Consider the following 16,834-nt stretch of genomic DNA (forward strand, 5'->3'; position numbering starts at 1 on the left):
ATCCGCACTGGTCCCACAAGCCCGGCACAGGCCCGGCACAGGCCCGGCACAGGGTCGAGACAGCAGGGAAAAAATACCGGGACGCAAAGGGAACTTTGCGTTTACGCTGGACCCAGCCACGGCACCGAGCCAAAGGACGCATCCATGGCACACGTTTCGTCCCAATCGCCCACAGGCAATCTTCCGCGCCTCGCACGCCCCGACGGCAGTCCGATCCGGGCTCTGGTGGTGGACGACGAGACCAGCCTCGCGGAGCTCGTGAGCATGGGCCTGCGGATGCTGGGCTGGAACGTCGTTACTGCCGGTGATGGACTCGGTGCGGTCTCGGCCGCCCGCGAATTCCGGCCTGACGTCCTGGTGCTGGACGTAATGATGCCCGGGGTCGACGGGCTGGTGGCACTACAGAAAATCAGGGCCTTCCTACCGCAGGTTCCCGCCTTGTTCCTTACCGCCAAGGATGCGGTGGAGGACCGTATCTCCGGGCTGGCCGCCGGCGGGGATGACTACGTAACCAAGCCGTTCAGCATGGAAGAACTGATGCTCCGCCTGCACCGGCTGGTGCAGCGTTCCGGGGCCGCGGCGTCGGGCTCGGACGAACTGGTGGTCGGCGACCTGGTGATGAACCTGGAAACCCGCGAGGTCAGTAGGGGCGGGGAAGATATTGTCCTCACGAACACCCAGTGGGAGCTGCTGCGGTACCTCATGGAGAACCCCCGGCGGGTGCTGAGTAAAGCGCAGATCCTGACGAACGTCTGGAACTACGATTTCGGCGGCCAGGCGAACATTGTCGAGCTGTACATTTCCTACCTGCGCAAGAAGATCGACATTGGACGCCCGCCCATGATCCACACGGTCCGGGGCGCCGGCTACGTGATTAAACCGGCGGCCCCATGATCCATTCGGATAACCGTCCGGCTGCCGGTCGATCGCAGATACGCAGTCATCCGCTGCGCACCAAGCTCATACTCGCCACGCTGGCACTCCTGACAGTGACCTGTGCGGCGTTGGGCATTTTCAGCCACGTGGCCATGGACCGGTATCTCACCGGAGTGCTCGACGACGGCTTGGAACGTGCTGCGGCCCGGGCCGGGTTCCACCCCGGCCAGTCTTCGGGAGAGTATCAGTCACCCCAAAAGGAGCAGGCCCCGGGAGCCGCCGGTACGAACAACGGAGCCGGGGCGCGCGGGGACGGCAGCGACTACCAGCCCGGCCAACGCCCGGGCTCCCTGAATGCCTTCTTCGAGGACGGCGGTGTCCGCCGATCCGTGCTTGTGCTTGAGGACGGCACTGCCGTTTCCCTGAACGGAGCGGACCTGGACCTGCTGGCGGGAATGGATCCGGCCCGGGGCCCCCAGGACATGAACCTGTCCAGCGGGCATTACCGGCTGGATGCGTTCCCCGCCCCGCCCGGGGCGGGCGACCAAATGCTGGTCACAGGACTATCAACGGCGCAGCGGGAGAGCACCCTGGCCTCGCTCGATCTGACCATGGTTGTCCTGTCCCTGGCCGGCCTGCTTGTCACCGGATTTGCAGGCACGGTGATCATCCGCCGCTCGCTGCGCCCGCTGGACGAACTGGCCGCCGTCGCGACCTCTGTTTCCAAGCTGCCGCTGGCCTCCGGCGAAGTGGAAATTCCCGTCCGTGTGCCTCCTGCGGCGGCCCGCCCCGGGTCCGAAGTCGGAACGGTGGGGCTGGCCCTGAACGGCATGATCGATCACGTCACCAACGCCCTGCGCGCCCGGCATGCCAGCGAAACGAAGGTACGGCGGTTCGTTGCCGATGCCAGCCACGAGCTGCGCACGCCGCTTACCTCTATCCGCGGGTACACGGAGCTGGTCCTGCTCAGCGAACATGTCAGCCCACCGGGCCGTGCCGCGTTGGAACGGGTGGACAGCGAGTCCAAGCGCATGTCCGCGCTGGTTGAGGACCTGCTGCTGCTGGCGAGGCTGGACGAGGGCCAACGGGGCGAGTGGGCCGACGTCGACCTCACTGAACTGATCGTGGAGGCAGTCAGCGATGCGCAGGTCTCCGCCCCGGAGTACCAGTGGACGCTGATGCTGCCCGATGAACCGGTAGTGGTGTCCGCCGTCGAGTCCGAGCTGCGGCAGGTGCTGATTAATCTGCTGTCCAATGCCCATAAGCACACTCCTCGGGGGACCCGCGTAGAGATCGGATTGCAGGCGGGAGCAACCTGGGCCACCTTGACGGTGACGGATGACGGCCAGGGGATTGATCCGGACTTCATCGATTCACTGTTCTCCCGGTTCAGCAAGGCCGATTCCGCCCGGACGGGGAATAGGAGCAACACGGGCCTCGGCTTGGCCATTGTCTATGCCCTCGTTGAGGCCAACGGGGGGACCATCGAGGCCGAGAGCAAACCCGGCCGCACCAGCTTCACCGTGCTGCTGCCGCTGGCTGGTGCGGTAGCGGGCTGATCCAACTCCCGCAGTCTTTAGGCCGGGTCGATCCAGTACCGGCGGGTGCCGTCCCGGCTGTCCTCATAAACGCCGCCGTTTTTCTCGATAACGGCGCGTGAACCGGTGTTGTCTTCGGTGCAGGTGACCAGCACCCGTGCAATGCCCAGCTCACGGGCAACCGGCAGGGCGGCCTGAAGCGCGCGTGTGGCATGCCCCCGCCGGCGTGTGGAGGGCCGGACGCTGTAACCAATGTGGCCGCCCTGCTCGAACAGGAAATCGTTCAGGGTGTGCCGGATGGCAAGCGAGCCGAGAAACTCCTCGCCCTCCACGAGCCAGAGATAGGTGCAGGGCACAAAACCGTCCTGCCGCGGTGTGTCCGGGAGACGCTCCTTAACCAGCCCGTCGACGAATCCGGGAAAGTCCCCGGCAATTTCCGTGTGAATGCGCTCTTTCGAGGTGTCCCCGTAGACGCCGGAACCGTCCATCCATTCGCCGTTGAATTCTTCGGCCGCGGCCAGCCAGCTGTTCCGGAAACGGACGTCGGGGGTAATCAGGGTCGTCATGGGGGAATTGTACGGCCGTTTAATTTGGTGGGTTTATCGGAAATCAACCAAATGGGCAGGATTACCAGCCCCTGGGATGAAAGACTGCCGTTTCATCCGAAAGTCGGGTGGGGGCGGGATAGCTTCGGGGCCATGACTCAATTCCTGAATTACACGCGTACCTGGGGCGCCCCGGCGGCAGCTGCAGTATTTCTGGTGCTCTGGATTATCGGCGAGGCAGGCCGGATGGGTGGAGACTTTCTAAGCTGGTCCGGTCTGTTCCCGCTGCTGGCCTTCACCTTGGCCATAGGGCTTGCCTCACGGTTTGCCTACGCTGCAATGCTCATTCCCGCTGCCGTCCTTGGTGCGCAGCTGCTCCGCGCGGTACCGCCATTGGAGCCCAACACCTGGCCCATTTACCTGGGCTCCGCCGTCGTTCTCTTTTTCGCCGCGTTCTCGGGAAGCAAGTGGCAGCAGGTGGCTGGAATTGCCACCGCGCCTTTCCTCGCCGCCACCATGTCCTACCTCATGCTGAACAGAAGCTACTCGGGAGGAGTCGGTTGGCTGCCGGTTTACGGTGTCTCGTGGCACACCATGCGGGATTTCTGGATACTGTATTCCTCCTTCCTGCTGGTCATCCTGACCGTTGGGTGGCTGGCCGGCTATGCCCTTCGGGGCTGGGAGGAGCGCCGCACCCTGTCGGCGGAACGGACGGCGGCCGTGGACACGCTGAAGGCCACCGAAGTGGATCTGATCGTGGAACAGGAGCGCACCCGGATTTCCCGCGACCTGCACGATGTCCTGGCCCACTCGCTGGCGGTGATCGCCGCCCAGGCGGACGGCTCCCGGTATCTGGGCAAGGATCAGCCGCAGCCCGTGCTTGACGCGCTGGAGAACATCGCTTCGTCTGCCCGCCGCGCCCTGACGGATGCCCAGCGCGTGATCGAGGGGGTGGGCGACGGCGGGTCCGCTCTCCCGCAGCCGAGGCTGGCGGATATCGAGGAACTACTGGAACAGCAGGGCAGCAGCCTGCTCGTGGAGCGCACTGAATCCGGAACCCCGGTGGAACTTCCGGAGGGCCAGCAGATGGCCGTCTTCCGGATTGTCCAGGAGTCCTTGACCAATGCCCTGCGCCACGGCGGGACAGGCACCCGGGTAACCGTGCATCTGGATTGGAGCGGTCCCGGACTTTCGCTGCAGATAGCCTCCTATCCGGATCAGCCCGGAAAGCCGGGCACCGGAGCAACCACGTCGGTTGGCACGGGCCGCGGCATCCCCGGCATGCGGGAGCGGGCTCACCTTGCCGGGGGATGGCTTACGGCCGGTCCGGACGGGGACAGCTTCCGGGTAACCGCGTTCCTTCCCTACGGCCTGGCACTGAGTGCTCCGGGTGCGGAGATTTATGCCGCGGAGCTGGTTGGCGCAGATGAGTGAGGCTGCGGCCGGCGCCGGACCAATCACCGTGGCGTTGGTGGATGACCAGCCGCTGTTCCGGACCGGTATCCAGATGCTGATCCGCTCGCAGCAGGATCTGGCCTACTGCGGCAGCGCCGGCAACGGGATGGAAGCCGTGGAACTGGCGGAAGCCGTGTGCCCGGACATCATGCTGATGGACCTGCGCATGCCCGTGGTGGACGGCATCACAGCAACGCGTCGCATCATGGCAGCAGCGGACGAGGCCGGACGGGAACGGCCGAAGGTAATTGCCCTGACCACCTTCAACCGGGACCAGGCCGTGGTGGAAGCCGTCCGCGCCGGAGCCAGCGGCTACCTGCTCAAGAGCGCCGAACCGGAATTCCTGCTTTCCGCCATCCGGACCGTCTATGCGGGCTATTCCGTGGTGGCCCCCGGGTCAGCCCATGACCTCTTTGCGCATCTCACCCGCAGCGCGGATCCGGCGGAACCGGACACGGCGGCCATCGCCGAGCTGACCGCACGGGAAAAGGATGTGTTCCTGCTCGTGGCCAAGGGGCTCAGCAATGCGGACATTGCGGGCAGCGTGTTCCTTTCAGAGGCCACGGTCAAGACGCATATCCGCCGTATCCAGGACCGGTTGGGTCTGGCTACGCGGATTTCGATGGTGGCCTTCGCGTATGAGCACCGGCTGCTGGGCTAAGAGGGCTCCCGCTGACAGGAAACCGACCGTATCCTCCGAGGATGGACCCGGTTCGCGTTTGTTTCGAGATATTCACTGCTGCCTGCGCCGGAACCTGGGTGCTCTCACTGCTCACCCGGGAATACTCCTGGACGGACCGCATCTGGTCCATAGTTCCGCTGGCCTATCTGTGGGTTTTTGCCGTTGCGTCCGACGGCGACCACAGGGTGACGCTGATGGCGGTCCTGGTTACGCTGTGGGGCGTCCGGCTGACGTTCAATTTTGCCCGCAAGGGCGGGTACTCCCCGGGCGGGGAGGACTACCGGTGGGGGATCCTGCGCCGACGGCTGAAGCCGTGGCAGTTCCAGGCCTTCAACCTGCTGTTCATCAGCGTCTACCAGAACGTCGTCGTCTGGATGATGACCCTGCCGGTGCTGACCGTCTATCAACACCCCGGAGCGCTTACGGGCTGGGACTGGCTGCTGGCGGTCCTGTTTCTGGCCGCACTGGCTTCAGAGACCCTGGCGGACCAGCAGCAGTGGAACTTCCAGCAGTGGAAAAAGGCCCTGCGGACTGCCGGACGGATTCCGCCGGCCGACTTTCTCCGGACGGGGTTGTTCCGATACTCCCGCCATCCGAACTTCTTCTTTGAACAGCTCCAATGGTGGCTCTTCTACGGTTTCGCCGTCACTGCATCGGGGGAGTGGCTGCATTGGACGCTGGCGGGCCCGGTCCTCCTGACTCTGCTCTTCGCCGGCTCCACCGCCTTCACCGAGAGCATTTCCCTGGCACGCTACCCGGACTACGCAGGGTACCGGCGCCGGACCTCCGCGATGATCCCGCTTCCCCCGCGGCTGGGTTCGAAGCACGCCCGTTAGGCGGGGAGGCAAGGCGGAATGTTGAGCGGGCCGCCGGGCCTCAACCCGGGCACAGCGTCCCATTGGGTGGGGCGTCTGTTGCCTCCTGTTGTCCCAGCTTTCACAGGAGCACCAAATGGTGGGACCCTGTGCGGCGGAGCGGGCCGCCGGGCCCGGTCCGCGCCGACGGATGTCTGCTCAGTCACATTCGACGGTTTCGGGGCTGGGAAGTTCTTCTACAGGTGTTGAATAGGGCAGGATAGAAACCAACCGGTGCTGTTCCTGGCGAACCACTGGGCCGGTTATATCTAAAAGCTTGCGGCGTCCCCCAGCGCCGCGGCATGGAAGGGCTTCGCTTCGGCGGGGCCCTTCCGTGTATCTGAGAAGATAAGTCCCATGCCCGGACTGCACAGCCCAAAGCCGCAACGGTACTCACCGTCGGATGAGCCGCGGATTACGCGCACCCGGGATGCGCTCGAGGCGGGACTGTGGGAGCTGCTTCGGGATCACGAGCTCGCGGAGATCAGCGTGGCTGCACTCTGCCGGCAGGCCGGGGTGCACCGCACCACCTTCTACGGACACCACCGGAACATTTTCGACTTCGCCGGTTCGGTATACGCCGGCGTCGTGGATCGGCTTGGCACAGTTGAACTGGACCAACGCGGCACCGGCCGGACAATCGCGGAGATCGGGGACCTGTACGTCGAGTCCATCCGGCAGATCGTGCAGCACACCAAGGCCGAACAGCGGGTCTACCGGGCACTTTTCCACACCGAGACTTTTCTCGGGATCCTCGCTGACCAGCTAAACGTGCGGATTCTTCTGGCACTGCATGTCTGGCGGGCGCACAACGTGCCGCCGCCGGCCCTGGACCTGGACGCGACCGCGGCCTTCCTGGGCGGCGCCTATGCCTCCTGGTTCGAACAGTGGGTGGTTAGCGACGACGACGACGTCGAAGCCCGGCTGGCCACGCTGCGTTACCTGCTCCCGTGCTGGTGGCCGAGGGACGGCTTCCCGGAGGCCTAGCCCTTCGCCGCGCAGATCCTAGAGCCGGTGTAGGGATCCGCGCAGCGAGGCCAGGTCCGGGTAGCCGTTGACCGCCATGGTCAGGTCCGCTTCGGCGAGCAGGCTGCGCATGACATGGGTGATTCCCGCCTGCCCGCCCGCCGCCAGACCGTAGACGTAGGGCCGGCCGATGCCCACCGCCGTCGCGCCCAGTGCCAGCGCCCGCAGAGCGTCCACACCGGACCGCACGCCCGAGTCGAAGAGCACGGGTGCGCCGTCGGCGGCTTCGACGACGCCGGGCAGGCAATCGATCGCCGGGATGCCGCCGTTGGCCTGCCGCCCGCCGTGGTTGGAGCAGTAGATCCCGTCCATCCCGCCGTCCAGCGCGCGCCGGGTGTCTTCGGGGGAGCAGATGCCTTTAAGGATGATCGGCAGCGACGTCATGGACCGGAACCACTCCAGGTCCTCCCACGTCATCGTGGGATTCCCGAACAGCGAGGCCCACAGCATGACGGCCGCGGCGGGATCCGGTGACCCCTGGTCTGCCAGGAGCTTCCGGAACCGGTCATCGGTCAGGTAATTGGCCAGGCACTGGCCCGAGAGCATCGGCAGGTACGCGGCACTGAGGTCCCGGGGCCGCCAGCCATTCACCCACGTATCCAGGGTAATGACGATGCCCGAGTACCCGGCAGCTTCGGCACGGTGCACCAGATTTTCCGCCAGCTCCCGGTCGGCGGGCGGGTAGAGCTGGAAGAACCCGGGTGTTTCACCGGCGACTGCACGGACCTGTTCCAGCGGAGCTGAGGAGAGGGTGGAGGCAACCATTGGGATGCCCAGCTCCGCGGAAGCGGCAGCCGTCGCCAGGTCGCCGTCGTCGGCCACTGCACCCAGCACCCCCACTGGGGCGAAGAACAGGGGAGAAGGCAGCCGGTGGCCCAGCAGATCGATGCCCAGGCTGCGCTGGGCGGCTCCGACCAGCATGCGCGGCATGATGCCGAGCCGCTCAAAGGCAGCCACATTGACCCGTTGAGTGTGCTCGTTGCCGGCGCCGCCGGCCACGTAACCCAGAATCCGGGGATCCATCCTGCTTTCGGCCAATTCCTCCATGCCGGCGAAGCTCATCGGCAGATCCGGCAGGACCCCGCGTGCGCCGTTCATGTAGATGCCAAGCTGATAATCGCCGTAGTTCGTGCTCATGGAGGCTCCGCCTTTTCTTTCCGGCCGCTTTGCCGTATTTCCGCTTTGTCCGGGATGCTACTCCAGCGGCGGCGGCGCATCGGGCAGGCCCGCTGCGAACCGTTCCACCCGTTCCTCGAGTCGGGCGCGGACTGCAGGCCATTCGTCGGACAGGACCGAGTACACCGCGGTGTCCCGCCAGCTGCCGTCGGCGCGGCGTTTGTCCCGGCGTCGGACGCCCTCGAAAACTGCACCGATTCCGCGGATCGCGGCACGGGAACGGGTGTTGAGCGAGTCTGCCTGGATGCTGATTCGTCCGAAACCGGCTGCAAAAGCGGAGCCGAGCAGGAGCAGCTTCGTTTCCGCGTTGACCACAGTGCCCCAGAAAGCGGGAGCATAGGCGGTCCACCCCAGCTGCGCCGACTCGCCGGGCAGGTCCAGGTCCGCAAGGCTGCTGGTTCCCACCACCGCCCCCGGCGTGTTGCCCTCGACCAGCCGCACCGCGAACGGCAGCTCGCCCCACGGGTAATAGGCACGGGCCCAGGCCGTGAACCCGTCCAGATCGGGGTGCAGCCCGGCCGGCCCGCCGCCGTATCCACCGGCGAAGACCTCCGGCACCGCAATGGCCCGGTGCAAGTCCGGGATCAGGTCCAAGGTGAGCGGCTCAAGCCGGACAAACCGGCCCGGAAGAACCGAGTGTTGGGGCCGCACGGCGTTCATGCGGCCAACCCGGCATGGTCTGCCAGGCTCAACCCGCCGTGACCTGGAAGAGGTTGCGCCAGTCCGTGATCAGCCATTCGCCTGCGGTCTCCCCAGGCCGGGAACACAGCGTCATGGACGCCTCGATAACCTGTGTGTTGGTTCCCGGTTCGCCGGCACCGGGTGCGACCTCCATTTCCGCGTTTGCGGAAATCTCGGTGACGATGCTCTTGTTATCGTCGGCCAGCCACACCTCGAGGACTTCGATGTCCAGCTTTGTGAAGCGTGACCGGTCCTGTTCGTAGACATACCGGTAGGAGTCGCCGTAACGCTCCTGGTGGAAGGTGCTCTGCATAACGACTCCGCCAAAGGGCGAACCGTCGCTGAGGCTCTGCCGAGCCATGCCTTGGAGCTCCGGAGCGATTCGCTGCCCATTCGCTGCCCACCATTGATCCGGCGTCCAGGCGCCGCCGTTAAGCGGGGAATCGAGCCCTTCCTCGACCATAAAGGCCAGGTTGTTCCGGTGCGCTTCCTCGATTTGCGCCTGTGAGTACAGGGAAAGCAGCTTCGGCTCCACCAGCGCCGGATCGAGGGTCCACGCCGGATCATCTTCCGCCGGCGAAACCTGCAGGTAGGTTCCGTGGGCCGTCTCAAGGTTGCCCTTGACTCCCAGCCCGCGTTGGGAAGCGGACGACGCCGGCGCCGGACTCTTCGTCGCCGTTGCCGGGGAGGGCTTGGCCTTCGCTGATGCTTTTTCCGTCGATTTCACTGCGGGGGACGGGGAAGGTGAGCTGGAAGCGGTGAACCTGCTGGTGCCAGTGTCCGCCGGATCGGTGCCGCAGCCGGCAAGGACGGCTACCAGCAAGGCCAGACCCGCCGCCGTAAAAGCTGGGCGCGGGCCGGCTGAAATACCCATGGTCACGATTCCCCCAATCGGAACACACCGATTCCCGGTGCGGAAAACGCCAGTATAGGGCGGGAATTCCGGCCAGTGTGACGGAAGGAACTAAGCATGCTGCCATTTTGTGATCATCAGCACCCTTATAATTTATGAAGGATGGGTTCAGAAGCGGGCCGTAGGAAAGATTTGGGCTGGAAGCAGCCATTTCCACCGTTTTTGGGTCCTTTTTCTGCGTCTTCAGCAGGGGGAATCCGGTCCATATGACGGACATGATGAGCAAGGAAAAGAAGAATGACTGACGCAACACTGGAAACACCCAATGAATCCGCGGACGGTCCGACGACCGATGCGCTGCCGCTGGCCGTGGCAACCTTGCCGCTGCAAAGCAACGCAGTGGAGGTGCCGTCGTATGACCCCGAAAAGCTGCGCGCCGGCGTCGTCCACTTCGGAGTCGGCGGATTCCACCGGGCCCACCAGGCCGTTTACTTTGACGAGATTGCGGCCAAGGGCCTCAGCCAGGACTGGGGGATCATCGGCGTCGGACTGCACCGCCGCGAGATGAAGGACGTACTTTCAAGCCAGGACAACCTCTACACCGTGGTTGAACGGGGCGAAGACCACAACCATGCCCGGATTGTCGGTTCCATCGTTGACTACCTGTACGCGCCCGAAGATCCGGAAGCCGTGCTCACCGCGCTTGCTGCCGAGAGTACCCGCCTGGTGACACTCACCGTCACCGGCACCAGCTACCACGTGGACGCCCATACGGGGGAGTTCCTGCCCGAGGATGAGGAGATTGCCCGCGATCTGCAGGGCGACGGGCCGCCCGAAACCGTCTTTGGCTACCTCGTCGAGGGCCTGCGGCGGCGCCGCGCGGCCGGCATCAAACCGTTCACCATCCTGTCCTGCGACAACGTGCAGGAGAACGGCAAGACCACCCGCACCGCAGTGGTGTCCTTCGCCCGCCTGCAGGAGCCCGAGCTGGCGGACTGGATTGAGGAAAACGTCTGCTTCCCGTCCAGCATGGTGGACCGCATCACCCCGTCCACGTCCCCCGAGGACCGGGATGAGATCGCGGAGGAGTTCGGCGTCGAGGACGGCTGGCCCGTCCTGACCGAACCGTTCCGGCAGTGGATCATTGAAGACAAGTTCTGCAATGAGCGCCCGCCGCTGGACCAGGTCGGCGCGAAGCTGGTGCAGGACGTCGAGCCCTTCGAACTGATGAAGACCCGGCTCCTGAACGGCAGCCACTGCGGCCTGGGCTACTTCGGCTCCCTGCTGGGGCACAGCAGCAGCGACGAGGCCATGCGCGACGACGAGATCCGCGCCTATGTGCGCGGGCTCATGGGCGAAATCATCCCGCTCCTGCCCGATGTGCCGGGAATGGACCTGGCAGACTACCGCGAGACGCTGATCAGCCGTTTCTCCAACCCTGAGATCAGTGACCAGCTGGAACGCCTGGCCCGCCGCAGCTCCACGAAGATGCCCTCCTACGTCCTGCCCTCATTGAAAGAAGCGCTCGCCGCCGGCAGTGAGCACCGCCTTCTGGTCCTCACTGTTGCCGGCTGGATCGAGTTCCTCGGAGGCGAGGACCTCAACGGAAATCCGATCGACGTCCAGGATGCACTCCTGGAGGACCTGCGCCCCGTGGCCGCCAACAAGGACGTCGCGGCCTTCGCGGCGGACGAGTCGATCTTCGGCGAGCTGGCCGACGATGCCCGCTTCATCGCAGAACTGCAGGAAGCAGTCGACAGCCTGCGGACCCGCGGACCCCGCGAGACGATTAAACAAAGCCTGAAAGTTGAGAGGAACTAAGCATGCCTACGCAGACCAAGACACTCGATCCCGCAGCGGTGACCACCATCCTGTGCGACGCGGACGGGAACCTGTTTCCGTCCGAGGAAATAGCCTTCGAAGCTTCCGTGGGGGTCACCAATGACCTCGCCGCCGAACTGGGCATGGAGGAGCGCTTCGACTCGGAGCAGCTGCGTCTGGCCACCACGGGCAAGAACTTCCGGACCCTGGCCAAGGAGCTCTCCGCCGGTACCGGGCAGTGGGAAAAGCCGCAGCGCGAGCTCAGCCAGGAAGACCTTGAGCGGTGGATCGCCGAAGAGAAGCGTGTGGTCAGCGACTACCTGAACAAGCGGCTGGAACCGGACAGCGACGTCGTCGACGTCCTGGGTTCGCTCGCCAAGAGCTACGGGCTGGCAGTGGTCTCCTCCAGCGCCCTGTCGCGGCTGCATAAGTGCTTCGAAGCAACGGACCTTGAACAGTTCTTCGCGCCGGAGCGGGTTTTCAGTGCCGAAGACTCCCTGCCGACGCCGGTGAGTAAGCCGGACCCGGCCGTGTACCTGCAGGCCATCAAGGAACTGGGACTCACCGCCGGGGAAACGCTGGCCATCGAGGACTCGCTGCCCGGTGCACAGTCTGCGGTTGCTGCCGGTTGCCAGGTCATTGGAAACCTCCGCTTCGTAGCGCCGGCCGAACGCGAACAGCGCCGCCGGGAACTGGAGGAGGCCGGCGTCGCCGCCGTCATCAGTTCCTGGCCCGAGCTGCTTCCGCTGCTGCGGGGCTAAGGGCAGGCAGGACAAAAAAGATCCCGATCCGGGTTCCGGATCGGGATCTTTTTCTTGGTTGCGGGGGCAAGATTTGAACTTGCGACCTCTGGGTTATGAGCCCAGCGAGCTACCGAACTGCTCCACCCCGCGGCGTGGTCTCAACTTTACCGCAGATCCTCCGCACAGCGTAATCCAGTGGCGGGGCTCACAATTTCTCCGGTCCGGTTCGGTACGCTGGGGCGGATGAGCCTGCCGAAAATCGATACCGCCGTCACCTATCCCGCCGGAGCCCTGACGGGCACGGGAGCCGTACTCCACGTGGAGACACTGCCGGATGGACGGCTTGCGGTGCTCCTGGACGCCACTCCTGTACACCCGGTGGACGCCGGCTGGCCGGACCAAGGGCCGGACCGGGCAACGCTAACGACGCCGGGCGGCCACGAGGTGCCGCTGCTGGACTGCGTGGTGGGCGCCACTGACGGGGCCGCACTGTTCCTCGGACGGGACATTCCGGTCCGCAAGGGCACCGAGGGCTGGGTGTCCGTGGTGGTACATGTGCTGCCGGGGGACTCCGGCATTGCGGAGGAGGACCGCGTGGAAGTCAGCGTGGACGGCGCACATCGGGCCGCGCTTTCGGCCGGGCACACCGCTTGCCATCTCGCATCCCTGGCGCTGAACCGGCAGCTGGCGGGCGCCTGGAAAAAGGACGTGCAGGCAGATGCGGCAGGCAACCCGGACTTCGACGCCCTGGCCATCGAAACAACGACGATTCTGCCCGGAGGCTCCCGGGACGTTTACCGGCTGGGAAAGTCCCTGCGCCGCAAGGGCTTCCTGCCGGACGCTCTGCTGGCGGACCTGGCAGCCGTGGAAAAGGGCGTGAACGCGACGCTGGCCGAGTGGGTGGCATCCGACGGAGAGGTCCGCATCGAGCGCGAATCGGACCTTCTTACCGGCATGCGCCGCTGGGTCTGCGAACTGCCCGACGGCACGGTCAGCATTCCCTGCGGCGGCACGCATCTAGACTCATTGGCCGTTGTTTCCGAAATCGAAGTGCGGTTGAGCAGTGAACCCGGCGAGGGAGCTGCCGAAGTGGTTATGGATACCATTTGCACCCGCACCGACTCGGCTTAGTCAGCAAACGTTTCCCGGACTGCCGCCGCGGTTATTCCTCATTGCCCCATTCCGAAGCCATTCTTCTCTGCCAGTTGCCTCTGGAAGTGCTTTTCGCCGGTTGATCCGGTAACTCACTGATAGCCCTTGTCCGCTCGAATGGATGAACGTAGTGTTCCGCCCACGTGAGCGGAACCGCTGTCTCAAATGAGCAAAGGTGACCAGATGAGATTTCGACGCAGCAGGGGGAATTACAGCCACCGCCGTTACCGGCTTCGAGCGGGTCTGGCATCCGCGGCAGCAGCAGCCCTGGTGCTGACCGGCTGCGGGGGCTCCGAGGCGGAGGGCAGGGACGAAATTGTCGTAGCCATTGTTTCCAATCCGCAGATGCAGGACGCGATCACGCTCCAGGATGAATTCAAGGCTCAGTATCCAGACATTGACGTCAGCTTCGTGTCCCTCCCGGAAAACGAGGCACGGGCAAAAATTACTGCTTCCGTCGCCACGCAGGGCGGCGAATTCGACGTCGTGATGATCTCCAATTACGAAACGCCGATGTGGGCGGAAAACGGCTGGATCACCAATCTCCAGGAGTATGCCGATTCCACCGAGGGATATGATCCCGACGATTTCGTCCCCACAATCCGGGAGGCGCTGAGCTACGAAGGAGACCTGTATTCCGTTCCGTTCTATGGTGAATCCTCCTTCCTCGTGTACCGGCAGGACCTATTCGACGACGCCGGCCTGACCATGCCGGAAACCCCCACCTGGGAGGACATCCGCGGCTTCGCCGAAGCGCTCAACGATCCGGAGAACAATATGTCCGGTGTCTGTCTGCGTGGGCTGGCCGGTTGGGGTGAGGTCATGGCGCCGCTGGACACCATGATCAACACCTACGGCGGCCGGTGGTTCGACGAGGACTGGAATGCCCGTTTGGATGAGCCCGTAGTGGAAGAAGCCGTCACCGATTACGTGGACCTGGTGCAGAACTACGGGCAGGCCGGGGCCGCGACCAGCGGCTACGGGGACTGCCTGACCCTCTACAGCCAGGGAAATACGGCCATGTGGTACGACGCCACGGCCATGGTTTCCGCCATTGAGGACCCGGCGTCCTCCCTCGTGGTCGGGAAAAGCGGATACGCGCCGGCACCCGTCAAGGAGACCGAGTCCGCCGGCTGGCTCTACAGCTGGTCCCTGGCCATCCCCACCACCAGCAACTCCAAGGACGCCGCCTGGGACTTTGTTTCCTGGATGACGGACAAGGAATACATCCGGCTTGTGGGCGAGGAGATCGGCTGGGAACGGGTGCCGCCGGGCAGTCGGCTCTCCACCTATGAGATCCCGGAATACGCCGAGGTGGCCGAGGCCTATGCCGAGCCGACCCTGGACGCCATGGCCGGGGCATCCCAGGAAAACAGCATGGTCCGCGGTGTGCCCTACACCGGCCTCCAGTTCGTTGGTATCCCGGAGTTCCAGGATCTGGGCACACGGGTGGCGCAGCAGATTTCGGCAGCCATCGCCGGGCAGCAGACAGTCCAAGAAGCGCTGGAACAATCCCAGGGCTACGCCGAAACGGTGGCGGAAAGCTACCAGGACGGAGCGGGTTAAATGTCCACATTGGTAGAGCGGCAACAGGTCCGCGCCAGGAAGGCCGCAACGGAGCGCGAGGGTGGGGGAATGTCCTCTGCCGAGGGATGGCGGCGGCGCCTGCCGCTGTTGCCAGCCCTGATTTTCACATTGATCGTGACGCAGGTGCCCTTCCTCTTTACTATCTGGTACTCCCTGCAGAACTGGAACCTGCTGCGTCCGGAGGGTAACAAGTTTGTCGGTTTGGCAAACTACGTGGACATCTTCTCCGATTCCACGTTCCGCGGGGCGGCTCTGAACAGCGTCCTCTTCACCGTGGCCTGTGTTTTCTTCGCGATGTTGCTGGGCATCATCTTTGCCCTGTTGCTGGACCGCAGTTTCGCCGGTCGGGGAGTGGTGCGTACTCTCCTGATCACCCCGTTCCTGATCATGCCGGTGGCCAGCTCCCTGCTGTGGTCCATTTCAATCCTCAATCCGAGCTACGGCCTGTTGAACTGGGTGATCGGGCTGGTGGGCATCCCTCCGGTGGACTGGACGTCGCAGCACCCGATCGTGTCCATCCTGATGGCACTGGTGTGGCAGTGGACGCCGTTCATGATGCTGCTGGTCCTGTCCGGGCTGCAGGCGCAGTCCAAGGACGTGCTGGAAGCGGCTCAGGTGGACGGCGCGGGGTGGTGGCGGACGTTCATCTCGGTGACTCTGCCGCAGTTGCGCCGGTACATCGAACTCGGAATCCTGCTTGGCGCCATTTATGTGGTGAATACCTTCGACCAGATCTACCTCATGACCGCCGGCGGACCCGGGACGGCCAGTGCAAACCTGCCGTTCTACATCTACCAGCGGGCTTTCCTTGGCTTTGACATTGGCCAGGCCGCTGCCATGGGCGTGGTGGTTGTCATTGCCACCATCATTGTGGCCACCCTGGCCCTCCGCTTGATTTTCAAGAGCTTCGACGTAAAGGACTAACGACGTGGCTACCCAGACTGCTGCACCTACTCCCGCGGGGAAAGAAACAACCCCCGCCGCCAATTCCGTCCGGAAACCCGCCCGGAAGTTCAACTCCGCACCAATTCTCACCACGGTGACGTGGGTGCTGGCGCTGATTTTCTTCTCGCCGGTGCTCTGGATGGTGCTGACCTCCTTCAAGCAGGAGTCCGCTGCCGCATCCGATCCGCCGGTGTTCTTCTTCGCTCCCACTCTGGACCAGTACCGTGCCGTGCTGGACAGCGGGGCCGGAAGCTATTTCGCCAACTCGGCGATTGCCACCGGTGTCTCCACCATCCTGGTGGTCATTCTGGCGGTGCCGGCGTCCTATGCCCTGAGTATCCGGCCGGTGAAGAAAACCTCGGACGTGCTGTTCTTCTTTATCTCCACCCGCATGCTGCCTGTTGTCGCGGTCATCATGCCGATCTACGTGATAGCCGGCCAGCTGAAGGTATTGGACAACGTGTGGACGCTGGTGGTCCTGTACACCTCAATGAACCTGCCCATCGCTGTGTGGATGATGCGCTCGTTCTTTCTGGAAGTGCCCGGCGAGGTGCTTGAGGCAGCGCAGATGGACGGAGCCGGGCTCATGAAAACCCTCGTGCGGGTCTTGATGCCCATGGTCGCACCGGGCCTTGCCGCGACGGCCTTGATCTGCGTGATCTTCGCCTGGAACGAGTTCTTCTTCGCACTGATCCTCACCGCGGGCCAATCGGCTACGGTTCCGGTCTTCCTGGTGTCCCAGATGACCAGTGAAGGCCTGTTCCTGGCGCAGCTCTCGGCGGCGTCCGTGCTGGCTTCGCTGCCTGTCGTCATTGCCGGCTGGGTGGCGCAGAAACAGCTGGTCCGCGGCCTGTCCATGGGCGCGGTCAAGTAAGCGGTTCACGCTTTGGCCGGGCAGCA

General features: G+C 64.4%; 16 protein-coding genes and 1 tRNA gene. 12 read left to right on the plus strand and 5 right to left on the minus strand.

What is annotated here, in order from left to right; translation table 11 throughout:
- Positions 1-144: 144 nt before the first annotated feature.
- Positions 145-894, plus strand: a complete 750-nt coding sequence (locus NNX38_RS01650) for a response regulator transcription factor (protein ID WP_255796417.1) — start codon at positions 145-147, stop codon at positions 892-894.
- Entirely contained in the window at positions 891-2,435 is a 1,545-nt protein-coding gene (locus NNX38_RS01655) for a cell wall metabolism sensor histidine kinase WalK (RefSeq protein WP_255796418.1), read from the plus strand. The genes NNX38_RS01650 and NNX38_RS01655 overlap by 4 nt, the downstream gene beginning before the upstream one ends.
- 17 nt (positions 2,436-2,452) lie before the next feature.
- Here NNX38_RS01655 and NNX38_RS01660 read toward each other — a convergent pair whose 3' ends face one another.
- Entirely contained in the window at positions 2,453-2,980 is a 528-nt protein-coding gene (locus tag NNX38_RS01660; RefSeq protein ID WP_255796419.1) for a GNAT family N-acetyltransferase, read from the minus strand.
- Positions 2,981-3,112: 132 nt separating this feature from the next.
- On the opposite strand from NNX38_RS01660, the gene NNX38_RS01665 reads away from it, so the two are divergent.
- The 4 genes from NNX38_RS01665 (at position 3,113) to NNX38_RS01680 (ending at position 6,937) form a co-directional block, all read left to right on the plus strand.
- Complete coding sequence (locus NNX38_RS01665) at positions 3,113-4,393, plus strand: sensor histidine kinase (protein WP_255796420.1); 1,281 nt, start codon at positions 3,113-3,115, stop codon at positions 4,391-4,393.
- The gene (locus tag NNX38_RS01670) at positions 4,386-5,075 is read left to right on the plus strand and encodes a response regulator transcription factor (RefSeq protein WP_255796421.1); all 690 of its coding nucleotides are present in this window, start codon (positions 4,386-4,388) and stop codon (positions 5,073-5,075) included. Before NNX38_RS01665 ends, NNX38_RS01670 begins: the two co-directional genes overlap by 8 nt.
- A gap of 41 nt (positions 5,076-5,116) precedes the next feature.
- A complete protein-coding gene (locus NNX38_RS01675; protein WP_255796422.1) occupies positions 5,117-5,932 on the plus strand; it encodes a DUF1295 domain-containing protein in 816 nt (271 codons plus the stop codon).
- Positions 5,933-6,307: 375 nt separating this feature from the next.
- Complete coding sequence (locus NNX38_RS01680) at positions 6,308-6,937, plus strand: TetR/AcrR family transcriptional regulator (protein WP_255796423.1); 630 nt, start codon at positions 6,308-6,310, stop codon at positions 6,935-6,937.
- A gap of 18 nt (positions 6,938-6,955) precedes the next feature.
- On the opposite strand, the gene NNX38_RS01685 is transcribed toward NNX38_RS01680, so the two are convergent.
- The 3 genes from NNX38_RS01685 to NNX38_RS01695 are packed head-to-tail and all read right to left on the minus strand — an operon-like array spanning position 6,956 to position 9,707.
- Positions 6,956-8,113: an alpha-hydroxy-acid oxidizing protein gene (locus NNX38_RS01685; RefSeq protein ID WP_255796424.1), complete on the minus strand. Its 1,158-nt coding sequence runs from the start codon at positions 8,111-8,113 to the stop codon at positions 6,956-6,958.
- Between the two features lie 57 nt (positions 8,114-8,170).
- Complete coding sequence (locus NNX38_RS01690; RefSeq protein ID WP_255796425.1) at positions 8,171-8,812, minus strand: GNAT family N-acetyltransferase; 642 nt, start codon at positions 8,810-8,812, stop codon at positions 8,171-8,173.
- Between the two features lie 28 nt (positions 8,813-8,840).
- Positions 8,841-9,707 carry a hypothetical protein gene (locus NNX38_RS01695; protein ID WP_255796426.1) on the minus strand — a complete coding sequence of 289 codons (867 nt, stop codon included), beginning with the start codon at positions 9,705-9,707 and terminating at the stop codon, positions 8,841-8,843.
- A gap of 276 nt (positions 9,708-9,983) precedes the next feature.
- Between NNX38_RS01695 and NNX38_RS01700 the strand changes: the two genes are divergently transcribed.
- Together NNX38_RS01700 and NNX38_RS01705 are read left to right on the plus strand one after the other, a co-directional pair.
- A complete protein-coding gene (locus tag NNX38_RS01700; protein WP_255796427.1) occupies positions 9,984-11,507 on the plus strand; it encodes a mannitol dehydrogenase family protein in 1,524 nt (507 codons plus the stop codon).
- 2 nt (positions 11,508-11,509) lie between these two features.
- Positions 11,510-12,268 (plus strand): HAD family phosphatase, encoded by a 759-nt coding sequence (locus NNX38_RS01705; RefSeq protein ID WP_255796428.1) that lies wholly within the window; start codon positions 11,510-11,512, stop codon positions 12,266-12,268.
- A 55-nt stretch (positions 12,269-12,323) separates the two neighbouring features.
- On the opposite strand, the gene NNX38_RS01710 is transcribed toward NNX38_RS01705, so the two are convergent.
- A tRNA-Met gene (locus NNX38_RS01710) sits at positions 12,324-12,400 on the minus strand.
- Between the two features lie 93 nt (positions 12,401-12,493).
- Between NNX38_RS01710 and NNX38_RS01715 the strand changes: the two genes are divergently transcribed.
- The 4 genes from NNX38_RS01715 (at position 12,494) to NNX38_RS01730 (ending at position 16,808) form a co-directional block, all read left to right on the plus strand.
- Positions 12,494-13,381 carry a metal-dependent hydrolase gene (locus NNX38_RS01715; RefSeq protein ID WP_255796429.1) on the plus strand — a complete coding sequence of 296 codons (888 nt, stop codon included), beginning with the start codon at positions 12,494-12,496 and terminating at the stop codon, positions 13,379-13,381.
- Positions 13,382-13,585: 204 nt separating this feature from the next.
- Complete coding sequence (locus NNX38_RS01720) at positions 13,586-14,968, plus strand: sugar ABC transporter substrate-binding protein (protein WP_255796430.1); 1,383 nt, start codon at positions 13,586-13,588, stop codon at positions 14,966-14,968.
- Positions 14,969-15,913 carry a carbohydrate ABC transporter permease gene (locus NNX38_RS01725; RefSeq protein ID WP_255796431.1) on the plus strand — a complete coding sequence of 315 codons (945 nt, stop codon included), beginning with the start codon at positions 14,969-14,971 and terminating at the stop codon, positions 15,911-15,913.
- A gap of 103 nt (positions 15,914-16,016) precedes the next feature.
- Entirely contained in the window at positions 16,017-16,808 is a 792-nt protein-coding gene (locus tag NNX38_RS01730; protein WP_255796750.1) for a carbohydrate ABC transporter permease, read from the plus strand.
- The last annotated feature ends 26 nt before the right edge of the window (positions 16,809-16,834 follow it).

It is taken from the genome of Arthrobacter sp. zg-Y238 (assembly GCF_024385525.1).
Lineage (GTDB): Bacteria > Actinomycetota > Actinomycetes > Actinomycetales > Micrococcaceae > Arthrobacter_B > Arthrobacter_B jinronghuae.